The sequence below is a fragment of the Streptomyces sp. NPDC050164 genome (assembly GCF_044459945.1).
In the GTDB taxonomy this organism is placed as follows: domain Bacteria; phylum Actinomycetota; class Actinomycetes; order Streptomycetales; family Streptomycetaceae; genus Streptomyces; species Streptomyces coeruleorubidus_A.
The window spans coordinates 13,357-35,170 of record NZ_JBITJK010000055.1; the positions used below are offsets into that span (position 1 = coordinate 13,357).

General features: G+C 70.0%; 21 protein-coding genes. 6 read left to right on the plus strand and 15 right to left on the minus strand.

Annotated elements, in window-relative coordinates:
* Nucleotides 1-2: 2 nt before the first annotated feature.
* From ACIBNA_RS41175 to ACIBNA_RS41190, 4 genes are all read right to left on the minus strand, one after another.
* Nucleotides 3-443 (minus strand): DUF948 domain-containing protein, encoded by a 441-nt coding sequence (locus ACIBNA_RS41175; protein WP_274815010.1) that lies wholly within the window; start codon nt 441-443, stop codon nt 3-5.
* Between the two features lie 178 nt (nt 444-621).
* Nucleotides 622-1,236, minus strand: coding sequence for a 30S ribosomal protein S4 (gene rpsD / locus ACIBNA_RS41180; RefSeq protein WP_010046470.1), 615 nt, complete (start codon nt 1,234-1,236; stop codon nt 622-624).
* 297 nt (nt 1,237-1,533) lie between these two features.
* Nucleotides 1,534-2,886, minus strand: a complete 1,353-nt coding sequence (locus ACIBNA_RS41185) for a replication-associated recombination protein A (protein ID WP_399170447.1) — start codon at nt 2,884-2,886, stop codon at nt 1,534-1,536.
* A gap of 56 nt (nt 2,887-2,942) precedes the next feature.
* Complete coding sequence (locus ACIBNA_RS41190; protein WP_399170448.1) at nt 2,943-3,599, minus strand: vitamin K epoxide reductase family protein; 657 nt, start codon at nt 3,597-3,599, stop codon at nt 2,943-2,945.
* Nucleotides 3,600-3,741: 142 nt separating this feature from the next.
* Between ACIBNA_RS41190 and ACIBNA_RS41195 the strand changes: the two genes are divergently transcribed.
* The 4 genes from ACIBNA_RS41195 to ACIBNA_RS41210 are packed head-to-tail and all read left to right on the plus strand — an operon-like array spanning nt 3,742 to nt 7,272.
* The gene (locus ACIBNA_RS41195; RefSeq protein WP_399170449.1) at nt 3,742-4,614 is read left to right on the plus strand and encodes an ABC transporter ATP-binding protein; all 873 of its coding nucleotides are present in this window, start codon (nt 3,742-3,744) and stop codon (nt 4,612-4,614) included.
* Nucleotides 4,611-5,456, plus strand: coding sequence for an ABC transporter permease (locus tag ACIBNA_RS41200; RefSeq protein WP_399170450.1), 846 nt, complete (start codon nt 4,611-4,613; stop codon nt 5,454-5,456). Before ACIBNA_RS41195 ends, ACIBNA_RS41200 begins: the two co-directional genes overlap by 4 nt.
* Nucleotides 5,453-6,649, plus strand: a complete 1,197-nt coding sequence (locus ACIBNA_RS41205) for a sensor histidine kinase (protein ID WP_399170451.1) — start codon at nt 5,453-5,455, stop codon at nt 6,647-6,649. Before ACIBNA_RS41200 ends, ACIBNA_RS41205 begins: the two co-directional genes overlap by 4 nt.
* Complete coding sequence (locus tag ACIBNA_RS41210) at nt 6,646-7,272, plus strand: response regulator (RefSeq protein ID WP_399170452.1); 627 nt, start codon at nt 6,646-6,648, stop codon at nt 7,270-7,272. The genes ACIBNA_RS41205 and ACIBNA_RS41210 overlap by 4 nt, the downstream gene beginning before the upstream one ends.
* 54 nt (nt 7,273-7,326) lie before the next feature.
* Here the strand turns inward: ACIBNA_RS41210 and hisS are convergent, their stop codons facing one another.
* On the minus strand, nt 7,327-8,589 hold the full coding sequence (gene hisS, locus ACIBNA_RS41215; protein ID WP_399170453.1) for a histidine--tRNA ligase: 1,263 nt from the start codon (nt 8,587-8,589) through the stop codon (nt 7,327-7,329).
* Between the two features lie 11 nt (nt 8,590-8,600).
* The gene (locus tag ACIBNA_RS41220; protein WP_399170454.1) at nt 8,601-9,308 is read right to left on the minus strand and encodes an MBL fold metallo-hydrolase; all 708 of its coding nucleotides are present in this window, start codon (nt 9,306-9,308) and stop codon (nt 8,601-8,603) included.
* Between the two features lie 167 nt (nt 9,309-9,475).
* Here ACIBNA_RS41220 and ACIBNA_RS41225 point away from each other — a divergent pair, with 167 nt between their 5' ends.
* Both ACIBNA_RS41225 and ACIBNA_RS41230 read left to right on the plus strand, forming a co-directional pair.
* Complete coding sequence (locus ACIBNA_RS41225; protein WP_399170455.1) at nt 9,476-10,321, plus strand: peptidylprolyl isomerase; 846 nt, start codon at nt 9,476-9,478, stop codon at nt 10,319-10,321.
* 136 nt (nt 10,322-10,457) lie between these two features.
* Complete coding sequence (locus ACIBNA_RS41230) at nt 10,458-11,687, plus strand: DUF349 domain-containing protein (protein ID WP_399170456.1); 1,230 nt, start codon at nt 10,458-10,460, stop codon at nt 11,685-11,687.
* Between the two features lie 72 nt (nt 11,688-11,759).
* Here the strand turns inward: ACIBNA_RS41230 and relA are convergent, their stop codons facing one another.
* From relA to ACIBNA_RS41275, 9 genes are all read right to left on the minus strand, one after another.
* Entirely contained in the window at nt 11,760-14,273 is a 2,514-nt protein-coding gene (relA, locus tag ACIBNA_RS41235; RefSeq protein WP_399170457.1) for a GTP pyrophosphokinase, read from the minus strand.
* A 205-nt stretch (nt 14,274-14,478) separates the two neighbouring features.
* Complete coding sequence (locus tag ACIBNA_RS41240) at nt 14,479-15,018, minus strand: adenine phosphoribosyltransferase (RefSeq protein WP_399170458.1); 540 nt, start codon at nt 15,016-15,018, stop codon at nt 14,479-14,481.
* Nucleotides 15,015-16,130: a protein translocase subunit SecF gene (gene secF / locus ACIBNA_RS41245; RefSeq protein ID WP_399170460.1), complete on the minus strand. Its 1,116-nt coding sequence runs from the start codon at nt 16,128-16,130 to the stop codon at nt 15,015-15,017. The genes ACIBNA_RS41240 and secF overlap by 4 nt, the downstream gene beginning before the upstream one ends.
* A 1-nt stretch (nt 16,131) precedes the next feature.
* Complete coding sequence (secD, locus tag ACIBNA_RS41250) at nt 16,132-17,892, minus strand: protein translocase subunit SecD (RefSeq protein ID WP_399170461.1); 1,761 nt, start codon at nt 17,890-17,892, stop codon at nt 16,132-16,134.
* Nucleotides 17,893-18,027: 135 nt separating this feature from the next.
* On the minus strand, nt 18,028-18,525 hold the full coding sequence (yajC, locus tag ACIBNA_RS41255; RefSeq protein WP_399170462.1) for a preprotein translocase subunit YajC: 498 nt from the start codon (nt 18,523-18,525) through the stop codon (nt 18,028-18,030).
* A 185-nt stretch (nt 18,526-18,710) separates the two neighbouring features.
* Nucleotides 18,711-19,781: a Holliday junction branch migration DNA helicase RuvB gene (gene ruvB / locus ACIBNA_RS41260; protein ID WP_399170463.1), complete on the minus strand. Its 1,071-nt coding sequence runs from the start codon at nt 19,779-19,781 to the stop codon at nt 18,711-18,713.
* Between the two features lie 25 nt (nt 19,782-19,806).
* Nucleotides 19,807-20,412 carry a Holliday junction branch migration protein RuvA gene (gene ruvA / locus ACIBNA_RS41265; protein ID WP_399170465.1) on the minus strand — a complete coding sequence of 202 codons (606 nt, stop codon included), beginning with the start codon at nt 20,410-20,412 and terminating at the stop codon, nt 19,807-19,809.
* Nucleotides 20,409-20,939, minus strand: coding sequence for a crossover junction endodeoxyribonuclease RuvC (gene ruvC / locus ACIBNA_RS41270; RefSeq protein ID WP_399170466.1), 531 nt, complete (start codon nt 20,937-20,939; stop codon nt 20,409-20,411). Before ruvC ends, ruvA begins: the two co-directional genes overlap by 4 nt.
* Before the next feature lie 115 nt (nt 20,940-21,054).
* Nucleotides 21,055-21,807: a YebC/PmpR family DNA-binding transcriptional regulator gene (locus tag ACIBNA_RS41275; protein ID WP_399170467.1), complete on the minus strand. Its 753-nt coding sequence runs from the start codon at nt 21,805-21,807 to the stop codon at nt 21,055-21,057.
* Nucleotides 21,808-21,814: the final 7 nt, after the last annotated feature.

The window sequence follows — 21,814 nt, forward strand, 5'->3', positions numbered from 1 at the left end:
TCTCAGTCCCTCTTCCCTCGGGCGCTGCGCCGAGAGACCGTGCGGCCCACGATCACGGTACGCCTCGACGCCTTGCCGGGCACGTCCTCCTTGCGGCCGCCGAGGGCCCGGCGCACGCCGTAGCCGAAGGCGGCGACCTTGACCAGAGGGCCGCCGAAGGTGGAGGCGACGGTGGTCGACAGCGCGGAGGCGTTCGACGTGACCTCCTGGACGTCGGAGGCGATCGAGTCGACCCGGTCGATCTGGGTCTGCGCGGAGCGCACCGCCGCGGAGGCGTCGGCCAGCAGCGGGACGGCCTGATCGGTCACATCCGCCACGAGCTTGGTGGTCGCCTTGAGCGTCTGGGCCAGCCTCGCCAGCGCGACGGCGAGGAAGGAGACCAGGATCGCCCAGAAGACAGCCACCAGGATTCCGGCCACCTCTCCACCGGACACTGTGTGCACCCGCTCCCTGAAAACGTGCCTGAACATCGAAAAAGTCGTGCGACGAGCCTATCGCGCCGGGGATGCGGCTCCGTACCGGATTACCGCCCGGGGACGGCGGATTCGCGAAAGCCCGCCGCCTCGCCCGCCCGGAGGGGCGGGGAGACGACGGGCTGGGGTACCGCGTGCCTGCCGAGGATCAGCGGGCGTAGTACTCGACGACGAGCTGCTCGTCGCAGATCACCGGGATCTCCTTGCGGTTCGGCTCGCGGTCCAGGCGGAACGCCAGGGCCTTGAGGTTCACCTGGAGGTAGCGCGGGGTCTCACCGTCGGGGGCGAAGCCACCTTCACGGGCGATCGTGAAGAGGGTCTTCTCCTTGGAGCGCTCGCGGACCTGCACGACGTCGTCCGGACGGACACGGAAGGAGGGCTTGTCGACCTTCTTGCCGTTGACCGCGATGTGGCCGTGGACGACCATCTGGCGGGCCTGGTAGATCGTGCGGGCGATGCCCGAACGCAGGACCAGGGCGTCGAGACGGCGCTCCAGCTCGATGATCAGGGCCTCACCGGTCTTGCCCTGGACCTTGGAGGCACGCTCGTAGGCGCGGACGAGCTGGCGCTCGGACACGTCGTACTGCGCGCGCAGGCGCTGCTTCTCGAGCAGACGGACCTTGTAGTCCGAGTTCTGCTTGCGGCCGCGGCCGTGCTCACCCGGCGGGTAGGGACGGGCCTCGAAGTACTTGACGGCCTTCGGGGTGAGCGCGATGCCGAGGGCACGCGACTTCTTGACCTTGGGGCGGGACTGGTTCGCCACTGTTTCTCGTTTCCTAGTGTCGGCTTGTCAGGGTTGTGGGAGGTCGCATCCGCAGCCGGGGAAACCCTCCTCGTCCTGACGGACTCGGCGGGCAGCCGCTCCCCTGGTCTGGGCACATACGTGCAGCACGCGAGTGGCCCACCGACCGTCCCGCCGTACGACGGGTGGTGGTGGGCTGCCCGCGACACCGTTCGACGGTGCGCGACGCTCCTGGAGCCGGCCCGGGGGCCGGGCTCCGGCCGACTGTCCCGTTCTGACTGCACGGGACGCGGCACTCCGGCCAAGTTTACAGGGTGCTCAGGACCGCTTTCGACCGAGGTTCTTCCGGGTCCACTCGACCGCGTCCGCGTAGCGGGACTCCGCGCCGTGCCGGGTCGGCTCGTAGTACTCGCGGTCCTTGAGGGCGTCCGGGGCGTACTGCTGGGCGGCGATGCCCTCGGGCAGGTCGTGGGGGTAGACGTAGCCCTGGCCGTGGCCGAGCTTGGTGGCGCCCTTGTAGTGGCTGTCGCGCAGGTGCGCGGGCACGGGCCCGGCCAGTCCCTTGCGTACGTCCTCCAGGGCGGCGCCGATCGCGGTGGTCGCGGCGTTGGACTTGGGGGCCAGGGCCAGGGCGATGGTGGCGTGGCTGAGGGTGAGGGCGGCCTCCGGGAAGCCGATCATGGCGACGGCCTGGGCGGCGGCGACCGCGATCGGCAGCGCGTTCGGGTCGGCGAGGCCGATGTCCTCGCTCGCGGAGATCATCAGGCGGCGGGCGATGAAGCGGGGGTCCTCGCCGGCCTCGATCATCCGGGCCAGGTAGTGCAGGGCGGCGTCGACGTCGGAGCCGCGGATGGACTTGATCAGGGCGCTGGCCACGTCGTAGTGCTGGTCGCCGTCGCGGTCGTACTTCACGGCGGCCCGGTCGACCGTCTCCTCCAGGGTGGTCAGGCCGATCTCGCTATCGCCCTTGTCGAGGGCGGCTCCGGCGGCCGCCTCCAGGGCGGTCAGGGCGCGGCGGGCGTCGCCGCCGGCGATGCGCAGGAGGTGGCTCTCGGTCTCCTCGGGGAGGGTGACGGCGCTCTTGAGGCCGCGCTCGTCGGTCAGGGCTCGCTGGACGAGGCCCTTGATGTCGTCGTCCGTGAGCGGTTCGAGGGTGAGCAACAGGGAGCGGGACAGCAGGGGGGAGATCACCGAGAAGTACGGGTTCTCCGTCGTGGCCGCGATCAGTGTCACCCAGCGGTTCTCGACGGCCGGGAGCAGGGAGTCCTGCTGGGCCTTGCTGAAGCGGTGGATCTCGTCGAGGAAGAGGACGGTCTCCTTGCCGTACCCGCCGGAGGCGCGGCGGGCGCCGTCGATGACCGAGCGGACCTCCTTGACGCCCGCGGTGATCGCCGACAGTTCGACGAAGCGGGCGTTGGTGGCCTTGGAGACGACGTACGCCAGGGTGGTCTTGCCGGTGCCGGGCGGGCCCCAGAGGATGACCGAGGAGGGGCCGGCCGGGCCGGAGGCCTCGCCGACCAGTCTGCGCAGGGGCGAGCCCGGCTTCAGCAGATGCTGCTGGCCCACGACCTCGTCGAGGGTGCGCGGGCGCATCCGCACCGCCAGGGGGCTGCTGGACGGCTCCTTCTCCTGGCGTTCTTCTGCTGCGGCGGTGAACAGGTCGGGCTCCACGTCAGAAACCCTAAATCACGGCACTGACAATCCCTGAGGGCCCTGGTGCTCCCGGCTCAGCTCATCCAGAAGTCCCACCAGCGGGTCAGGATCAGCATGCCGATGATGCCGATGTGCAGCACGGGCATGACCCAGGTGAACTCGTCGAAGAAGCCCTTGAGCCAGCCCGGGGCGGGCAGGAAACCCTTGCGGATGTTGAACGACGTCACGTACCAGAACATCAGGATCGTGGCGACCCAGGCCAGGCAGCACCACAGGCACAGCGCGTTGATCCGGTACAGGGACTGGAACATCAGCCAGGCGCAGAAGCCGACGCCGAACAGGCAGCCGGCGTTGAAGGTGAGCCAGTACCAGCGCGGGAAGCGGGCGCGGGCGAGCAGGCTCATACCGACGCCGATGACGATGCCGTAAGCGACGAGGCCGAGCATCGGGTTCGGGAAACCGAACACGGCGGCCTGCTTGCTCTCCATGACGCTGCCGCAGGAGACGACGGGGTTGAGGCTGCACCCGGGGGTGAACGTCTTGCCCTCGACCTTGGCCTCGAGGATCTTGAACTTGTCGATCGTGATGACCCACGCGGCGAGCAGTCCGGCCGCGCCGGTGATCACCAGCAGCAGGGCGAGGGCCCGGCTGCCGCCCTCGGCGCGGGGCGCGGTCTCGGCGCGCTCCGGCTCCGGCTCCGCGGAGACGTCCTTGACTGTCGTCTTGCTCATCACGCCTATTCCGTCACTTGAGGCCTGACCATCTTCGAGCAGTGCCATTGTGCCGCACGTGGGCGTCCGTCCACCGTTCAGTGGACATAAGCATGTCCGCACGGTCGTCCCTGAGGGTTGCGTTCCGGCCGACGCTCGTCGCATGACAGCACACGGGTACGACCTCGCCGTGGAGGTGCGAGGACTGCGCAAGCGGTACGGGGACGTGGCCGCCGTCGACGGAATCGATCTGGGCGTCCGTCGGGGCGAGGTGTTCGGCCTGCTCGGACCCAATGGCGCGGGCAAGAGCACCACGGTGGAGATCCTCCAGGGGAACCGGACCCGTGACGCGGGCGAGGTGTCGGTGCTCGGGGCGGACCCGGCGAGCGCCACGCGCGCGTGGCGCTCGCGCGTGGGAATCGTCTGGCAGGACGAATCGGCGCCCGCGGAGTTGACGGTCCGGGAGACGGTGCGGCACTTCGCCGGCTACTACCCGCGGCCGCGCAGCCCGGAGGAGGTCATCGGCCTGGTCGGTCTGGATACCAAGGCGGACAGCCGGATCAAGGCGCTGTCGGGTGGCCAGCGCCGGCGTCTGGACGTGGCACTCGGCGTGATCGGCGGTCCGGACCTGCTGCTTCTTGACGAGCCGACGACCGGGTTCGATCCGGCGGCCCGGCGGCAGTTCTGGTCGCTGATCCGGGCTCTGGCCGACGAGGGCACGACCATCCTGCTGACCACGCACTACCTGGAGGAGGCGGAGGCCCTCGCGCACCGGCTGGCCGTCGTCGCGAAGGGCCGGATCGTCGCCGAGGGCGAGCCCGGGGCGTTGCGGGAGCGGTTCGGCACCGAGGCGCTCGTCGAGTGGACGGAGCCGGACGGCACCCCGCGCAGGGAGCGGACGGGGACGCCGACCAGGACGGTCGCCGGGCTCATGCAGCGCTTCGACGGTGAGATCCCGGGGCTGGCGGTGAGCCGGCCCACGCTGGAGGACGTCTACCTCCGGCTGACCGGACAGCGGCAGGAGGACGCGCGATGACCACGACCGCCGTACGGGACCGCGGTGCGGTCGGCGTCGAGGGGCTGCCCGGTGCCTGGGGGCTGGGGCTGCGGCGGGGTGCCCTGGAGATCAGGCAGTTCTTCCGGCAGCGCGACCAGGTGGTGTTCACGTTCGCCTTCCCGGTCGTCTTCCTGTTCCTGTTCGCGTCGATCTTCCGGGACGACGTGGCGGGCGCGGGCATCACCGCCTCGCAGTTGTACGTCCCGGCGATGATGGCCGCCGGCATCATGTCGACGAGTTTCCAGGCGCTCGGCATCTCGATCGCCGTGGAGCGGGAGGAGAAGCTGCTGCGCCGCCTGCGCGGCACGCCGATGCCGCCGACGGCGTACTTCCTCGGCAAGATCTGGCTGGTTCTTTTCACCGGTCTGCTGGAGACGGTGATCCTGCTCCTCGTCGGCACGGCCGTGTACGACGTGGACCTGCCGTCCGACGCGGGCAGCTGGTTCGACCTGGCGTGGATCTTCGTGCTCGGGATCACGGCGTGCGCCCTGCTCGGCATCGCGATCAGCTCGGTGCCGAGGTCCGCGAACAGCGCGAGTTCCGTGGTGGTGCTGCCCTTCCTGGTCCTGCAGTTCATCTCCGGGGTGTACATCGCGATCGGCACCATCCCCGACTGGATGCTGACCATCGGTGCGCTGTTCCCGTTGAAGTGGATGTGCCAGGGGTTGCGCGGGGTGTTCCTGCCGGAGTCGGCTCAGGTGCTGGAGCAGGCGGGGAGCTGGGAACTCGGGCGCGTGGCCCTGGTGCTCGCCGCATGGTGCGTCGGAGGATTGGTGCTGTGCCTGCTGACGTTCCGCTGGAAGGACCGGCGCGAGGGATGAGCGGTGCGGCGGATGCCGGCAGCGCCTACACCTGGGAGCTCTCGTTCCGGCTCTGGGACACGTACTTCGCGCTCATCTGGCTGGCCACCCTGGTGTTCGTGCTCGGCGCGGGACGCCCGGGGTGGCCGGTCCGTGTCGTCGCGGCGGCGCTGCTCGTCCTGCTGATCCCGCTGTTCGTGGGGGTGGGTCGGCCGCTCCTGCGGCAGGACCCGTCCGACGAGCGACGGGCACTCGTCCATCTCACGGCGGCGCTGGCGCTGTTCCTTCCGTCGGCGGTCCTCGTCGGGGAGACGCGGCTGATGACGTTCGCGCTCGTACCGCAGTGCTTCATGACGCTGCGGATGCGGTGGGCGCTGGTGGCGGTGGCCGTCATCAACTTCGCCCCGGTGATCGGCTGGGCGCTGCTGTGGTGGCCGAGCGACCAGGACGTCTTCTTCAACGTGCTGTTCGCCGTGGTCACGTTCGTCTTCTCGGCGGCTGTCGGTGGCTGGGTCATCCGGATCATCGAGCAGAGCCAGGAACGGGCGGCGCTGATCACCGAGCTGGACGCCAGCCGCCACGAGGTCGCGCGGCTGTCGACGGCGCACGGGGCGCTGGCCGAGCGGGAGCGGCTGTCCCGGGAGATCCACGACACGCTCGCGCAGGGGTTCACCAGTCTGGTGATGCTGATCCAGGCGGTCGAGGCGGAGCTGGACCACGACCTGCCCGAGGCGCGGCGTCATCTGCGGCTGATGGACGAGACGGCCCGGCAGAACCTGGCCGAGGCCCGGGCCCTGGTGGCCGGGGGCGCGCCCGCCGACCTGGACGGCGCCTCCCTTCCGGACGCGCTGGGCCGGCTCGCCGCGCGCCATGACGCGACGCTGGAGGTGACCGGCCCGGTCCGTATGCTGCCCGCCGGTTTCGAGGTGGTCGCCCTGCGCGCCTGCCAGGAGGCGCTGTCCAACGCCCGCAAACACGCGGGGAGTTCGGTGGCGGTCGGGGTGTCGCTGACGTATGCCGACGACATGCTGACCGTGTCCGTACGGGACGACGGGCCCGGATTCGACCCGGATGCCGTGCGCGGTGGGTACGGTCTGGCGGGGCTGCGGGCCCGGGCCGTGGAAGTGGGCGGAACCGCCGAGGTGCGCAGTGCCCCGGGCGACGGCACGGTCGTGACCGTCCGGCTGCCGGTCCTGAGGAGGGAGACGCCGTGATCCGGATCGTCCTGGCCGACGACCATCCCGTCGTACGGGAGGGGCTGCGGGCGATGCTCAGTGCGGAGTCCGATCTGGAGGTCGTCGCCGACGCGTCCAGCGGGCCGCAGGCGGAGGCCCTGGCGGCTCAGTTGCGGCCCGACATCGTGCTGATGGATCTGCGGATGCCGGGCGGCGGGGGCGTGGACTCCATCGTGCGGATGACGCGGGCCGGGCTGCCGTGCCGGGTGGTCGTGCTGACGACGTACGACACGGACCGGGACATTCTGCGGGCGGTGGAGGCCGGGGCGGCGGGTTATCTGCTGAAGGATCTGCCGCGCGCGGAACTCGCGGAGGCCGTGCGGGCGGCGGCGCGCGGCGAGACGGTTCTTGCCCCGTCCGTCGCGGCCCGGCTGGTGGACCAGCTGCGGACGAAGCCGGAGCGGCCGCGGCTGTCGGAACGCGAGACGGCGGTGTTGCGGCTGGTCGCGGAGGGCTGCACGAATGCCGAGATCGGGCGCCGGTTGTTCATCGGGGAGTCGACGGTGAAGACGTATCTGCTGCGTGTCTTCGGCAAGTTGGAGGTGGACGACCGGACGGCGGCGGTGACGAGCGCGATGCGGTACGGGCTGCTGGAGCAGTGACGGAGGCGCCGGGCACCTCGGCAGGTGTCCGGCGCCTCCGCTCCTGGTCTGCTGTCAGCCCAGTCGCGCTTCCAGTTCCGCCACGATCTCGTTCACTCCGACGGCCGCCTGCTCGCCCGACTCCATGTCCTTGAGCTGGACGACGCCCTCGGCGAGGTCGCGTTCGCCGGCGACGATCGTGTAGCGGGCGCCGCTGCGGTTGGCGTTCTTCATCGCGCCCTTGAGGCCCTTGCCGCCGTAGGAGAAGTCGGCCGCGATGCCGTTCTTGCGCAGTTCCGTGACCTTGGCGAACAGGACCCGGCGGGCCTCCTCGCCGAGCGGGACGGCGAACACGCTGGTGGTGGCGGGGAGTTCGAGCTCGACGCCCTCGGCCTCCAGCGCGAGGACCGTGCGGTCGACGCCGAGGGCCCAGCCGACGGACGGCAGTGCGGGGCCGCCGATCATCTCGGACAGGCCGTCGTAGCGCCCGCCGCCACCGACGGCGGACTGGGAGCCCAGGCCGTCGTGGACGAACTCGAACGTCGTGCGGGTGTAGTAGTCCAGGCCGCGCACCAGCTTCGGGTCGTCCTCGAAGGCGACGCCGGCCGCCGTGATCAGCTCGCGCACCTCCTCGTGGTACGCCTTGCAGGCGTCGCAGAGGTAGTCGCGCAGCAGCGGGGCGTCCCCCAGCTGCTTCTGGACCGACTCACGCTTGTCGTCCAGGACGCGCAGCGGGTTGATATCCGCCCGGCGCAGGGTGTCCTCGTCCAGGTCCAGGCCGCGCAGGAAGTCCTGGAGCGCCGTCCGGTACACCGGGCGGCACTCCTTGTCGCCCAGGCTGTTGAGCAGGATCCGGAAGTTGCTGAGGCCCAGCGAGCGGTACGCCTGGTCGGCCAGGATGATCAGCTCGGCGTCCAGCGCCGGGTCCTCGGCACCGATCGCCTCGGCGCCGACCTGGGAGAAGTGGCGGTAGCGGCCCTTCTGGGGGCGCTCGTAGCGGTAGTACGAGCCGGAGTACCAGAGCTTGACCGGGAGGTTGCCCGCCTTGTGCAGGTTCGCCTCCAGGGCGGCGCGCAGCACGGAGGCCGTGCCTTCGGGGCGCAGGGCCAGCCTGTCGCCGCCCTTGGTCTCGAAGGCGTACATCTCCTTCGTCACGATGTCGGTGGACTCGCCGACGCCGCGCGCGAAGAGTTCGACGTTCTCGAAGCCCGGTGTCTCGATGTAGCCGTAGCCGGAGTTGCGCAGCGGAGCGGCGATCGCCTCGCGGACCGCGAGGTACTTCGCGGAGTCCGGCGCGATCAGGTCGTACGTGCCCTTGGGGGCCTTGAAGGTGCTCACGGAAGGTCTCGTCACATTCCTCGTCGGGGAGCCTCGGCAGCTCCCTGGCCGGCCGCCACCTGCCGCAGATACGGGTTGGTGGCGCGCTCCTGGCCGATGGTGGTCTGGGGGCCGTGGCCGGACAGCACCACGGTCGAGTCGTCGAGCGGCAGGCACACGCGGGCCAGCGAGTCGAGCATCTCGGCCATGTCACCGCCGGGCAGGTCGGTGCGTCCGATGGAGCCGGCGAACAGCAGGTCGCCCGAGAACAGGATCGGCGGGATGTCCGCCGCCTCGGGCATGCCGAATGTCACCGACCCCTTGGTATGGCCGGGCGCGTGCGCCACGGACAGCTCCAGGCCCGCCAGCTCCAGCGTCGCACCGTCGGCCAGCTCCTTGACGTCGTCGGGCTCCCCCACGGTCAGCTCGCCCAGGAGCGGCATCCCGATGGAACGGCCGATTCCCTTCTCCGGGTCGCTCATCATGTACCGGTCGTCGGGGTGGATCCAGGCCGGCACGTCGTGCGCGCCGCACACCGGGACGACCGAGGCCACGTGGTCGATATGACCGTGCGTGAGGACGACCGCGACGGGCTTGAGGCGATGCTTTCTGATCGTTTCCTCGACACCGTCGGCGGCCTGATGGCCGGGGTCGATGATCACGCACTCCTCACCGGCGGCGGGGGCGACGAGGTAGCAGTTCGTCCCCCAGGCCCCGGCGGGGAACCCGGCAATGAGCACGATCGTCCTTCGTTGTGTCGATACGGGCGGCTGCGGCTGATGTCAGAGCCTACCGGCGCTGCCGATTCCTCAGCGAACCCATATACGGTACGGGGCACACGCAGGCGGTCGGCGCACAGGCCCCACGCGTACCGGTCGACGTTTGAGACGCATGAGGAGAGAACCCGGTGGTCAGCCAGGAACAGCGGCGGCGTCAGCTCGCCCGTGAGAAGTACTTGCGGCAGCAGCAGCGACGCACTGATGCGCGACGCAAGGCCCGTATCCGCAACTCCGTGATCGCCTCGGTCCTCGGCGTGGTCGTGGTGCTCTCCGTGTCGGTCTACCTGACCAAGCCGTTCGAGGACGACGGCAAGACGGAGAAGGCGGGCGCGGAGGTCACCCCGAGCGCCTCGCCCAGCAAGGCCCCGGATCCGTGTGAGAAGCCCGCCGCGGGCAAGGTCAAGTCGGAGACCTGGAAGAAGGAACCGGCGATGACGATCGACGAGTCGGCGAAGTACACGATGAAGCTGGACACGACCTGCGGCGAGATAGACATCGCGCTGAAGGCCTCGGCGGCCCCGCACACCGTCAACTCGTTCAGCTTCCTCGCCGGCAAGGGCTACTTCGACCACAGCAAGTGCCACCGGCTCACCAACCAGCGCATCTACGTCCTCCAGTGCGGCGACCCGCAGGGCACCGGCATGGGCGGCCCCGGCTACACGATCCCGGACGAGAATCTGAAGGACGAGAGCCTCAAGGGCGGGGTGTACCCGGCGGGCACGGTCGCGATGGCGAACCAGTACAACGCCCAGACGAAGCAGGGGCGCAACAGCGGCGGCAGCCAGTTCTTCCTCGTCTACCAGGACAGTCAGCTGCCGCCCGACTACACACCGTTCGGAACGGTGTCCGAGTCGGGCATGAAGGTCCTCAAGAAAATCGCCGACGCCGGAGCCGAGGCCCCGGACCCCCAGACGGGCAACACGGCACCCAACGCGACGGTCGTGATCAACAAGGCCACGATCACCAAATCCTGACCCTCAACTGCGTAATTTCGGTCGCGCGGGATGCGGACAGGCCCCCCGCCGGTCGCCTATGTTGGCCGTGACGAAACTGTGGACGATGCCCGGGGGAGCTTCAGGCCCCTCGCAGGCATCATGTGGAGGAGGCGCTGTGAGCAGCGACCCGTGGGGCCGCGTCGACGAGACGGGGACCGTGTACGTGCGTACGGCCGACGGCGAGCAGGTCGTCGGTTCCTGGCAGGCAGGCTCCCCCGAGGAGGCGCTGGCCTATTTCGAGCGCAAGTACGAGGGCCTGGTTGTCGAGATCGGCCTCCTCGAGAAGCGAGTGAAGACCACCGACCTGTCGGCGAAGGACGCCCAGGCCGCCATCGACCACATCCGGGAGCAGGTCGACGCGCACCACGCGGTGGGCGACCTGGATGCCCTGCGGGTCCGGCTGGACAAGCTCACCGAGTTGGTGGAGGCGCGCCGCGAGGAGCGCAAGGCGCAGCGGGCGAAGCAGTCCGACGAGGCACGCAAGGCCAAGGAGGCGCTGGTCGCCGAGGCGGAGGAGCTGTCGCAGTCCGACCAGTGGCGGGCGGCCGGTGAGCGGCTGCGGGCCCTGGTGGACACCTGGAAGGGTCTGCCGCGTCTGGACCGCAAGTCCGACGACGAGCTGTGGCACCGGTTCTCACACGCGCGGTCGGCGTTCTCCAAGCGGCGCAAGCAGCACTTCGCGCAACTGGACGCCCAGCGCGAGGAGGCGCGTCGGATCAAGGAGCGGCTGGTCGCCGAGGCCGAGGCGCTGTCGAACTCGACGGACTGGGGTGCGACGGCCGCGCGCTACCGCGAGCTGATGGCCGAGTGGAAGGCCGCCGGCCGCGCCCAGCGCGAGCACGAGGACGACCTGTGGAACCGCTTCCGCGGCGCCCAGGACGTCTTCTTCGCCGCGCGCAGCTCGGTCTTCGCCGAGCGGGACGCCGAGCAGGCGGAGAACCTGAAGCTCAAGGAGGAGCTGGCCGAGGAGGCCGAGAAACTCCTGCCGATCACGGATCTGAAGGCCTCCCGGGCCGCGTTCCGTTCGATCAACGAACGCTGGGAGGCCATCGGTCATGTGCCGCGCGACGCCCGGCCCAAGGTCGAGGGCCGTATGCACGCCGTCGAGCGGGCCCTCCAGGAGGCGGAGGAGGCCGAGTGGCGCCGGACGAACCCGGAGGCACGCGCGCGTGCCGAGGGTCTGACCGGTCAGCTCCAGGCCGCCGTGGACAAGCTGAGGGGGCAGATCGAGCAGGCCCGGGCGCAGGGCAACAACGCCAAGGCCGACAAGCTCGAGCGTGAGCTCGAGGGCCGCCAGGCGCTGCTGGACCAGGCGCTGAAGGGTCTCCAGGAGTTCGGAGGCTGATCAGCCGGCTGAAAGGGGGGCTCCCGTACACGTCGTACGGGAGCCCCCTTTCGCGTGTGCCGCTACGGGTTGTTACGACCTGCTGCGCGCCGACGTCACCCGGTACACGTCGTAGACGCCCTCCACACCGCGGACCGCCTTCAGCACATGGCCGAGATGCTTCGGGTCGCCCATCTCGAAGGTGAAGCGGGAGGTGGCGACGCGGTCGCGGGAGGTCTGGACGGCCGCGGAGAGGATGTTGACGTGCTGGTCGGACAGCACGCGGGTGACATCCGAGAGGAGCCGGGAGCGGTCCAGGGCCTCGACCTGGATGGCGACCAGGAAGACCGAGGACTGGGTGGGCGCCCACTCGACCTCGAGGATGCGCTCGGGCTCGCGTGACAGCGAGTCGACGTTCACGCAGTCGCTGCGGTGAACCGATACGCCGCTGCCGCGGGTGACGAAGCCGATGATGGGGTCGCCCGGGACGGGTGTGCAGCAGCGGGCCAGCTTGACCCACACGTCGTCGACGCCCTTGACGACGACGCCCGGGTCGGCGCTGGTACGGCGCTTGCGGCTGCGGCCGGGGGCCGGCGGGACCGACTCGTCGATCTCCTCGGTGGCGGCCTCCTCGCCGCCGAGGGCCTGGACGAGCTTCTGCACGATGTTCTGCGCGGAGACATGGCCCTCGCCGATCGCCGCGTACAGCGCGGAGATGTCCGCGTAGCGCATCTCGTGCGCGAGGGTCACCAGGGAGTCGCCGGTCAGGATGCGCTGGATCGGCAGGTTCTGCTTGCGCATGGCGCGGACGATGGCGTCCTTGCCCTGCTCGATCGCCTCGTCGCGGCGTTCCTTGGAGAACCAGGCGCGGATCTTGTTGCGGGCCCGCGGCGACTTCACGAAGCCGAGCCAGTCGCGGGAGGGGCCCGCGCCGGGTGCCTTGGAGGTGAAGACCTCGACCAGGTCGCCGTTGTCGAGGGTGGATTCCAGCGGGACCAGCCGGCCGTTGACCCTGGCACCTATGGTGCGGTGGCCGACCTCGGTGTGGACGGCGTAGGCGAAGTCCACCGGGGTGGCACCGGCGGGGAGCGCTATGACGTCGCCCTTGGGGGTGAAGACGAAGACCTCGTTGCGGGACAGGTCGAAGCGCAGGGACTCCAGGAACTCGCCGGGGTCCTCGGTCTCCTTCTGCCAGTCGAGGAGCTGCCGCAGCCACGCCATGTCGTTGATGGCGTCCTTGTCCTTGCCGGACGACTTGGGCGCGTCGGTGCGCACCTTGGAGGCGCCGGCGACGGCCTCCTGCTTGTACTTCCAGTGCGCGGCGATGCCGTACTCGGCGCGGCGGTGCATGTCGAACGTGCGGATCTGGAGCTCGACCGGCTTGCCGCCGGGGCCGATGACCGTCGTGTGCAGCGACTGGTACATGTTGAACTTGGGCATCGCGATGTAGTCCTTGAACCGGCCGGGGACCGGGTTCCATCGCGCGTGCACCGTGCCGAGGGCCGCGTAGCAGTCGCGGACGGTGTCCACGAGGACGCGGATGCCCACCAGGTCGTAGATCTCCGCGAAGTCACGGCCGCGGACGATCATCTTCTGGTAGACGCTGTAGTAGTGCTTCGGGCGGCCGGTGACGGTCGCCTTGATGCGGGCCGCCCGCAGGTCCTGCTGGACCTCGTCGGTGACGATGGCGAGGTATTCGTCGCGCTTCGGGGCGCGCTCGGCGACCAGGCGGACGATCTCGTCGTACATCTTGGGGTAGAGGATCGCGAAGGCGAGGTCCTCCAGCTCCCACTTGATGGTGTTCATGCCCAGGCGGTGGGCGAGCGGCGCGTAGATCTCCAGGGTCTCGCGCGCCTTCTTCTCCTGCTTCTCGCGCTTGAGGTAGCGCATGGTGCGCATGTTGTGCAGGCGGTCGGCGAGCTTGATGACCAGGACGCGCGGGTCCTTGGCCATGGCGACGACCATCTTGCGCACGGTCTCGGCCTGTGCGGCCTCGCCGAACTTGACCTTGTCCAGTTTGGTGACGCCGTCGACGAGCAGGGTGACGACGTCGCCGAAGTCGCGGCGCAGGTCGTCCAGGCCGTACTCGGTGTCCTCGACCGTGTCGTGCAGCAGGCCGGCCATCAGGGTGGCCGGATCCATGCCCAGCTCGGCGAGGATGGTCGTCACGGCGAGGGGGTGCGTGATGTACGGGTCGCCGCTCTTGCGCTTCTGGCCGCGGTGCCAGCGCTCGGCGACCTGGTAGGCGCGCTCGATCTGGCGGAGCGTCGACGTCTCGATCTTGGGGTCGTTGCTGCGCACTATCCGCAGCAGCGGCTCCAGCACCGGGTTGTACGGGTTCGCGCGCTGCACGCCGAGCCGTGCCAGACGGGCGCGGACGCGGTTGGAGGAGCCGGAGCGGGGCGGCTGGCCGGCAGCCGGACGCACGGGCGGGGCCGGCTTGGGACGCGCCTGCTCGGCGGGCTTGTCGACGGGCGCCGACTGGGCGTGCTCGACCGGCCCGCGGGAGTCGTTCTTCGCGTGGGGCGCGTTCGGCGCGGGCTTCGCCGCGGCTGCCGAGGCGGACTCGGGCTTGGCGGCGGTCAGGTGCTGGGCCTCGTCTGGCAAGAGGGCTCCTCGTGCGCGATCCGGGTCCCCCGGTCAGGCTCCGGAGACCCCATGGTAGCCATCCTGGACCCAAGGATCGCCTTCAGGCCAATGTGAGGACCGTCTACCCGAGAAACGCGAGAGGCGGGCGCCGGATTCCTCCGGGCCCGCCTCCGCGGTGTCGTGCCGGTGTCGCGCCGGTGTTCACCGGGCTGCTGTGGGCTTTCTAGACCGTGAGCAGCGCCTCCAGCGGGGCACCGTTCAGAGCCGGTTCCAGGCGGGCGCGGCCGCTCAGGAAGCCGAGCTCCATGAGGACGGCCAGACCCGCGACCTCGGCGCCGGCCCGGCGGATGAGCTGGATCGAGGCTTCGGCGGTGCCGCCGGTGGCGAGGACGTCGTCGACGACCAGGACGCGGTCGTCGGCGGTCAGGTCCTCGGCGTGCACCTCGATCTCCGCCGAGCCGTACTCCAGGTCGTAGGCCTGGGCGAGGGTGGCTCCGGGGAGCTTGCCCGCCTTGCGTACGGGGATGAAGCCGAGGCCGGCGCGGACGGCGACCGGGGCGCCGAGGATGAAGCCCCGGGCCTCCAGGCCGACGATCTTGGTGGCACCGGTGCGCTCGGCGATCTCGGCGATGGCGTCGGTGAGCGCGGTGAACGCCGCCGGGTCCGCCAGGAGCGGGGTGATGTCCTTGAACATCACGCCCGGCTCCGGGTAGTCCGCCACGTCCCTGATGCGGCTGAGCAGCAGCTCCCTGATATCGGTCATCGGCGCTTCCCCGAGGGACGGCCACGGCCGCGGCTGCGGGACGCGGGCTGGTTGCGCGGGCCGACGACCGCGGGTGCGGCGTCCTCGGGCTCGCCGTCGTACGACTCGTCGTCGCCGTGGACCTCGGTCTCGCCCTTGGCGGCGGACTGGGCCCGCTTGGCGAGGACGCGCTTCCTCAGGGCCTTCAGCTGCGGCTCGCGCTCCTTGAGGTCGGCGACGAGCGGCGTGGCGATGAAGATCGAGGAGTACGCACCGGCCGCGAGGCCGACGAACAGCGACAGCGAGATGTCGTTGAGCATGCCGGCGCCGAGCACACCGCCACCGATGAACAGCAGACCCGCCACCGGCAGCAGCGCCACCACGGTGGTGTTGACGGAGCGGACCAGGGTGCTGTTGATCGAGCGGTTGGCGATGTCGCTGTAGGTCCAGCGAGTCTGTTTGGTGATGTCCTTCGTCTGTTCCTTCAGGCTGTCGAAGACCACGACCGTGTCGTAGAGCGAGTAGCCGAGGATGGTCAGCAGACCGATCACCGTGCCCGGTGTGACCTCGAAGCCGACGAGGGCGTAGATGCCGACCGTGATGGTGATGTCGTGGATCAGTGCGACGAACGCGGCGAGCGCCATGCGCCACTCGAAGGCGATCGCCAGGTAGATCACCACGAGGACCAGGAAGATGCCGAGGCCCTGCCAGGCCTTGTTCGCGATCTGCTCGCCCCAGCTGGGGCCGACCAGTTCGGCGTTGATCTGCTCCGAGTCGACCTTGAGGTCGTCGGCAAGCGTGTTCTTGATCTTGTTCGCCGCGTCGGTGTCGATGCCGGCGACCTGGATGCGCAGGCTGCCGTCACCCAGCTTCTGGACGATCGCGTCGTGGCCGGAGGCCTGTTCCGCGTACTCCTCCGCCTGGGACACCGAAGCGCTGGTGTTCTTCGGGGTGTTGAAGACGGCGCCACCCTCGAACTCGATGCCCATGTTCAGGCCGCGGACCGTCAGGCCGACGATGGCCGTGATGGTGATCAGGATGGACAGGCCGTACCAGATCTTGCGGTTCTTGACGAAGTCGTAGCCGACCTCGCCACGGTGCAGCCGGGCGCCGAGGTTGCCGAGTTTCGACATCTCAGGCCTCCTTGGGGTCGACGGGGACGGCGGGACGGCGGGTGCGGCGCAGCGGTGGCTGCGCGCCCAGGCTCTTCGGGTCGAGGCCGGACCACTTGTGGCCGTTCGCGAAGAACGGGCGGCGGGCCATCAGCGTCAGCAGCGGCTTGGTGAAGAGGAACACGACGACCACGTCGAGCAGGGTGGTCAGGCCGAGCGTGAACGCGAAGCCCTGGACCTTGCCGACGGTGACGATGAAGAGCACCGCGGCGGCGAGGAACGACACGAAGTCGGAGACCAGGATGGTGCGCCGGGCACGCGGCCAAGCCCGCTCGACGGCGGGGCGCAGCGAGCGGCCCTCCCGGATCTCGTCGCGGACGCGTTCGAAGTACACGATGAACGAGTCCGCGGTGATGCCGATCGCGACGATGGCACCGCACACGGCCGGCAGGTTCAGCGCGAAGCCGATGGTCGGGCCGAGCAGGGCCATGAGCGTGTACGTGAGCGCGGCGGACACCAGCAGCGAGAGGATCGCGATGAACGACAGGCCGCGGTAGTAGGCCAGCAGATAGATGACGACCAGCGCGAGGCCGATCGCGCCTGCGATCAGGCCGGCGTTCAGCTGGTCACCGCCCAGCGCGGCGGTCACCGTCGTCATGCTGTCCACCTTGAAGGTCAGCGGCAGCGCACCGTACGACAGCATGTTGGAGAGGTCCTGGGCGGACTGCTGGGTGAAGTTGCCGGAGATCTCGGCGTTGCCGCCGGTCAGGGCTTGGCGCACGTACGGGTCGGAGACGACGTCACCGTCGAGAACGATCGCGAACTGGTTCTGCGGCGACTGGTTCTGCGCCAGCTTGCCGGTGATGTCCGCGAACTTCTTGGCGCCGCCGTCCGTGAAGTCCATCGTGACCGTCCAGCCCGCACCGGTCTGGGTGTTGAGGACGGCCTGGGCCTTGTCGACGTCCGTGCCGTCGACCTCGGCGGGGCCGAGGATGTACTTCTGCCACTGGCCCTGCGAGTTCTGGCCGCAGGCCAGCGTCGGGGCGGAGGCCTTGACGCCGTCGCCCACGGTGGAGCGGGTCTTCTCGTTGGTGCAGTCGAGCTTGGCGTACTGCTCCTGCAGCTTGCTCGCGTCGTCACCGGCCGTGCCGCCGGTCGCGGACGGGGAGGGGCTGGCCTTCCCCTTGTCCGAGGCGCTCGCGGACGGCGTCGCGTCGGCCTTCAGCGCGTCGGTGACAGCGCGGCCCTGCGTGCTGGGAGAGGCGGACGGGGACGCGGATCCCTTGTCGGTGGCCTCCGGCTTGTCGGTGGCCTTGCCGGACGGCTGGTCCGAGGGGCTGCCCGTGGGACTCGGTGACGGGGCCGTGCCGCCGCCGGAGACCTCGGTGGCGATGACCGGGCGGAAGTAGAGCTTCGCGGTGGTGCCGACCTGCTTGCGGGCCTGCTCGGAGTTCGTGCCCTTGGGGATGTTGACGACGATGTTGTCGCGACCCTGCGTCTGGACCTCGGACTCCGAGACACCCAGACCGTTGACACGGCGCTCCATGATGGAGACGGCCGTGTCCATGTTGGTCTTGTTGATCGCCTCCTCGTTGCCGGCCTCGGGCACTGCGCGGAGCGTGATGCTCGTACCGCCGGCCAGGTCGATGCCGAGACGCGGGGTGGTGTGCCCCGAGGCGAACATCCCACCGGTGAGCGCCGCGATGGCGATCAGGATCAGGGCCAGCGAGCGCCCCGGCTTGCTCTGGGCGCTCGCGCTCCGGCCCTTTTTAGGTGTGGCCACCTTCTCGTACTCCCTCTCGGGCCGCCTCGCTCCGGATCGGCGGACGGGCGGCCATGACATGGTGTCGGGATTCCGTGCGAGCCGGTCGTGTCCCGGGATGGGCGGACCGGGCCCGCACACCCCGGGACACGACTACTACTTCGCCTCGGAGTCGCCGTCGGTCTTCTTCGGCTCTTCGTCCGTCTTCGCCTCGCCGACCGGAGCGTCGTCGGCCGGCTCGTCGGCCGCGTCCTTCTTGCCGAGGTCGACGGCCTTGTCGTCAGCGGTGGCGTCGGCGGCGGAGTCACCGGTCTCGGTGAGGGAGGAGGCGTCGTCCGGGACGATGTCGGCGTCGGACTTCAGGTCGTGCTCGACGCCGTGGACGATGCGGTTGTACTCGTCGTCGGTGAGGACGGCACCGATGGCGTTCTTGGCGAAGAGGAGCTCGACGCCCGGACCGGCGTCGACGAGGACGGTGTCCTCGTTCACCTCCTTGACCGTGGCGTACATGCCCCCGATGGTGCGGACACCGCTGCCGGGCTGCATTTGGTTCCGCATCTCCACGGCCTGCTGCTGCTTTTTCTTGGCCGACCGGGTCATCAGGAACATGGCCCCGATGAGCACGATGAACGGGAGGAGGGTCAGGAGACTCACGGGTCGGTACTTCCTTCACACGACCGCGCTGTGAGCGGCCAGATGGTTGGGGGTATGTACGCCGCCGACAAAGGCGGCATCGGCGGAGTCTAAGCGAGTCCGCGCGCATGGAACAACGCTCAGCATGGCACCGGGGTTCCTGCTCCGGCCACTGACCTCGCCGCCCAGGAGCCGTGACGGCGCCGTCACGCCCCGAACAGGTCCTGTTGTCCGTTTCCGGCGGTCTGGGAGCGGGGCGGGGTGAGGCCGAGATGCGCCCATGCGGCGGGGGTGGCGACCCGGCCACGCGGGGTGCGGGCCAGCAGTCCCTCCCGTACCAGGAAGGGCTCGGCGACCTCCTCCACGGTCTCACGCTCCTCCCCCACCGCGACCGCGAGCGTGGACAGGCCGACGGGGCCGCCGCCGAACAGCTTGAGCAGGGCTTCCAGCACGGCCCGGTCGAGGCGGTCGAGGCCGCGGGCGTCCACCTCGTAGACGGCGAGAGCGGCCTCGGCGATGCCCTTGGTGATCAGTCCGTCGGCCTTGACCTGCGCGTAGTCCCGGACGCGGCGCAGCAGGCGGTTGGCGATGCGGGGCGTGCCGCGGGAGCGGCCGGCGATCTCGGCGGCGCCGTCCGGCTCGATCTCGACTTCGAGGAGGTCCGCGGAGCGGTGGATGACCCGCTCCAGTTCGGCCGGTTCGTAGAACTCCATGTGGGCGGTGAAGCCGAAGCGGTCGCGCAGCGGGGGCGGCAGCAGGCCCGCGCGTGTGGTGGCGCCGACCAGGGTGAACGGGGGCAGTTCCAGCGGGATGGCGGTGGCGCCCGGGCCCTTGCCGACGATGACGTCGACGCGGAAGTCCTCCATCGCCATGTACAGCATCTCCTCGGCGGGCCGGGACATGCGGTGGATCTCGTCGAGGAAGAGGACCTCGCCCTCCTGCAGGGAGGAGAGGATCGCGGCGAGATCGCCGGCGTGCTGAATGGCGGGGCCCGATGTGATGCGGATGGGGGCGCCCATCTCGGCCGCGATGATCATCGACAGCGTGGTCTTGCCGAGGCCGGGGGCGCCGGAGAGCAGCACGTGGTCGGCGGTGGCGCCACGCGCGCGTGCGGCGCGCAGGACGAGGTCGAGCTGCTCGCGGACCTTCTCCTGGCCGATGAACTCGCCCAGGTCCTTGGGTCGCAGGGCGGCCTCCACGGCCTGGTCCTCGCGGTCGGCGGACGCACCGACGAGCCGCTCGGCGGCATCGGCGTCGGTCGTGTCGTCCCAGTTCATGTGATGTGCCTCGGAGGTGTGGGGGTCAGCGGGCGCGGTTCAGAGTCTGGAGGGCGGCCTTCAGCAACTGTCCCACCTGGGGCGTGCCCTCGGCGGCCTCGGCCTGCGGAGCGACGGCGGTCACGGCCTCGTCGGCCTCCCGCGTCGCGTAGCCGAGGCCGATCAGGGCGGCGTGCAGCTGGTCGCGCCAGCCCGCGCTGACGGCCGTGCCGACGGCGGGTGCGCCGACCGGCGCGCCGAGCCGGTCCTTCAGCTCCAGGAGCAGCTTCTGGGCGCCCTTCTTGCCGATGCCGGGGACGGCGGTGAGGGCCTTCTCGTCGCCGGTGGCGACGGCCCGGCGCAGGGCGTCGGGGCTGTGCACGGCGAGCATGGCCTGGGCCAGCCGGGGACCGACACCGCTGGCCGTCTGGAGCAGCTCGAAGACCTGCCGCTCGTCGTCGTCCGCGAAGCCGTACAGGGTGAGGGAGTCCTCCCGTACGACGAGGGAGGTATGCAGCTTGGCGGGCCGGCCCATGCGGAGTGTGGACAGCGTGTTCGGCGTGCACTGGACGGCCATGCCGACGCCGCCGACCTCGACGACCGCGGCGTCGGGGGCGAGCGCGGCGACGGTGCCGCTGACGAAGGCGATCATGCCGTACGGCCTTTCGATGTGTGCAGGGCGACGGCCTGCTGGAGTCGGTTCTGCGCGGGGGCGCGCCAGATGTGGCAGATGGCGAGGGCGAGGGCGTCGGCCGCGTCGGCGGGCTTGGGCGGTGCGCCGAGCCGGAGCAGGCGGGTGACCATCGCACCCACCTGGGCCTTGTCGGCCCGGCCGCTGCCGGTGACGGCGGCCTTGACCTCGCTCGGGGTGTGCAGCGCCACGGGGATGCCGCGACGGGAGGCGCACAGCAGGGCGACGGCGCTGGCCTGGGCGGTGCCCATCACCGTGCGGACGTTGTGCTGGCTGAAGACGCGCTCGACGGCGACGTATTCCGGCCGGTGTTCGTCCAGCCACTGTTCGATGCCCTGCTCGATGGCGACCAGGCGGTGGCCGAGGTCGGCGTCGGCCGGCGTACGGACGACGCCGACGCCGATCATGGTGAGCGGCCGTCCGGCGACACCCTCGACCACGCCGACACCGCACCGGGTCAGTCCCGGGTCCACCCCCAGTACGCGCACGCGCGCCCTCCCTTTCGATCGCCTGTTTGTGCAGGCTATCGGGTGCCACCGACAACGCGACGGGCCGACGGGTGTGTCCCGTCGGCCCGTTGGTCCTGCAAAGCCCGCGGCGGCGTTACGCGCCGACCTTCTCCATGACCTCGTCGCTGACGTCGAAGTTGGCGAAGACGTTCTGCACGTCGTCGCTGTCCTCGAGCGCGTCGATCAACTTGAAGATCTTCTTGGCGCCCTCCTCGTCCAGCTCGACCTGCATGGTCGGGACGAAGTTGGCGTCGGCGGAGTCGTAGTCGATGCCGGCGTCCTGGAGGGCGGTGCGGACCGCGACCAGGTCGGTGGCCTCGCTGAGGACCTCGAAGTTCTCGCCGAGGTCGTTGACCTCCTCGGCGCCCGCGTCCAGCACGGCTGCCAGCACGTCGTCCTCGGTCAGCTCGCCCTTGGGGACGATCACGACGCCCTTGCGGTTGAAGAGGTACGACACCGAGCCCGGGTCGGCCATGGACCCGCCGTTGCGGGTCATGGCGACGCGGACCTCGGAGGCGGCGCGGTTGCGGTTGTCGGTGAGGCACTCGATGAGCACGGCGACACCGTTCGGGCCGTAGCCCTCGTACATGATCGTCTCGTAGTCGGCGCCGCCGGCCTCCAGGCCCGCGCCGCGCTTGACCGCGGAGTCGATGTTCTTGTTGGGGACCGACGACTTCTTCGCCTTCTGGATGGCGTCGTAGAGCGTCGGGTTGCCCTCGGGGTCGGCGCCGCCCATCCGGGCCGCCACCTCGATGTTCTTGATCAGCTTCGCGAAGAGCTTGCCGCGCTTGGCATCGATGACGGCCTTCTTGTGCTTCGTCGTGGCCCATTTAGAGTGGCCGGACATCTGCCTG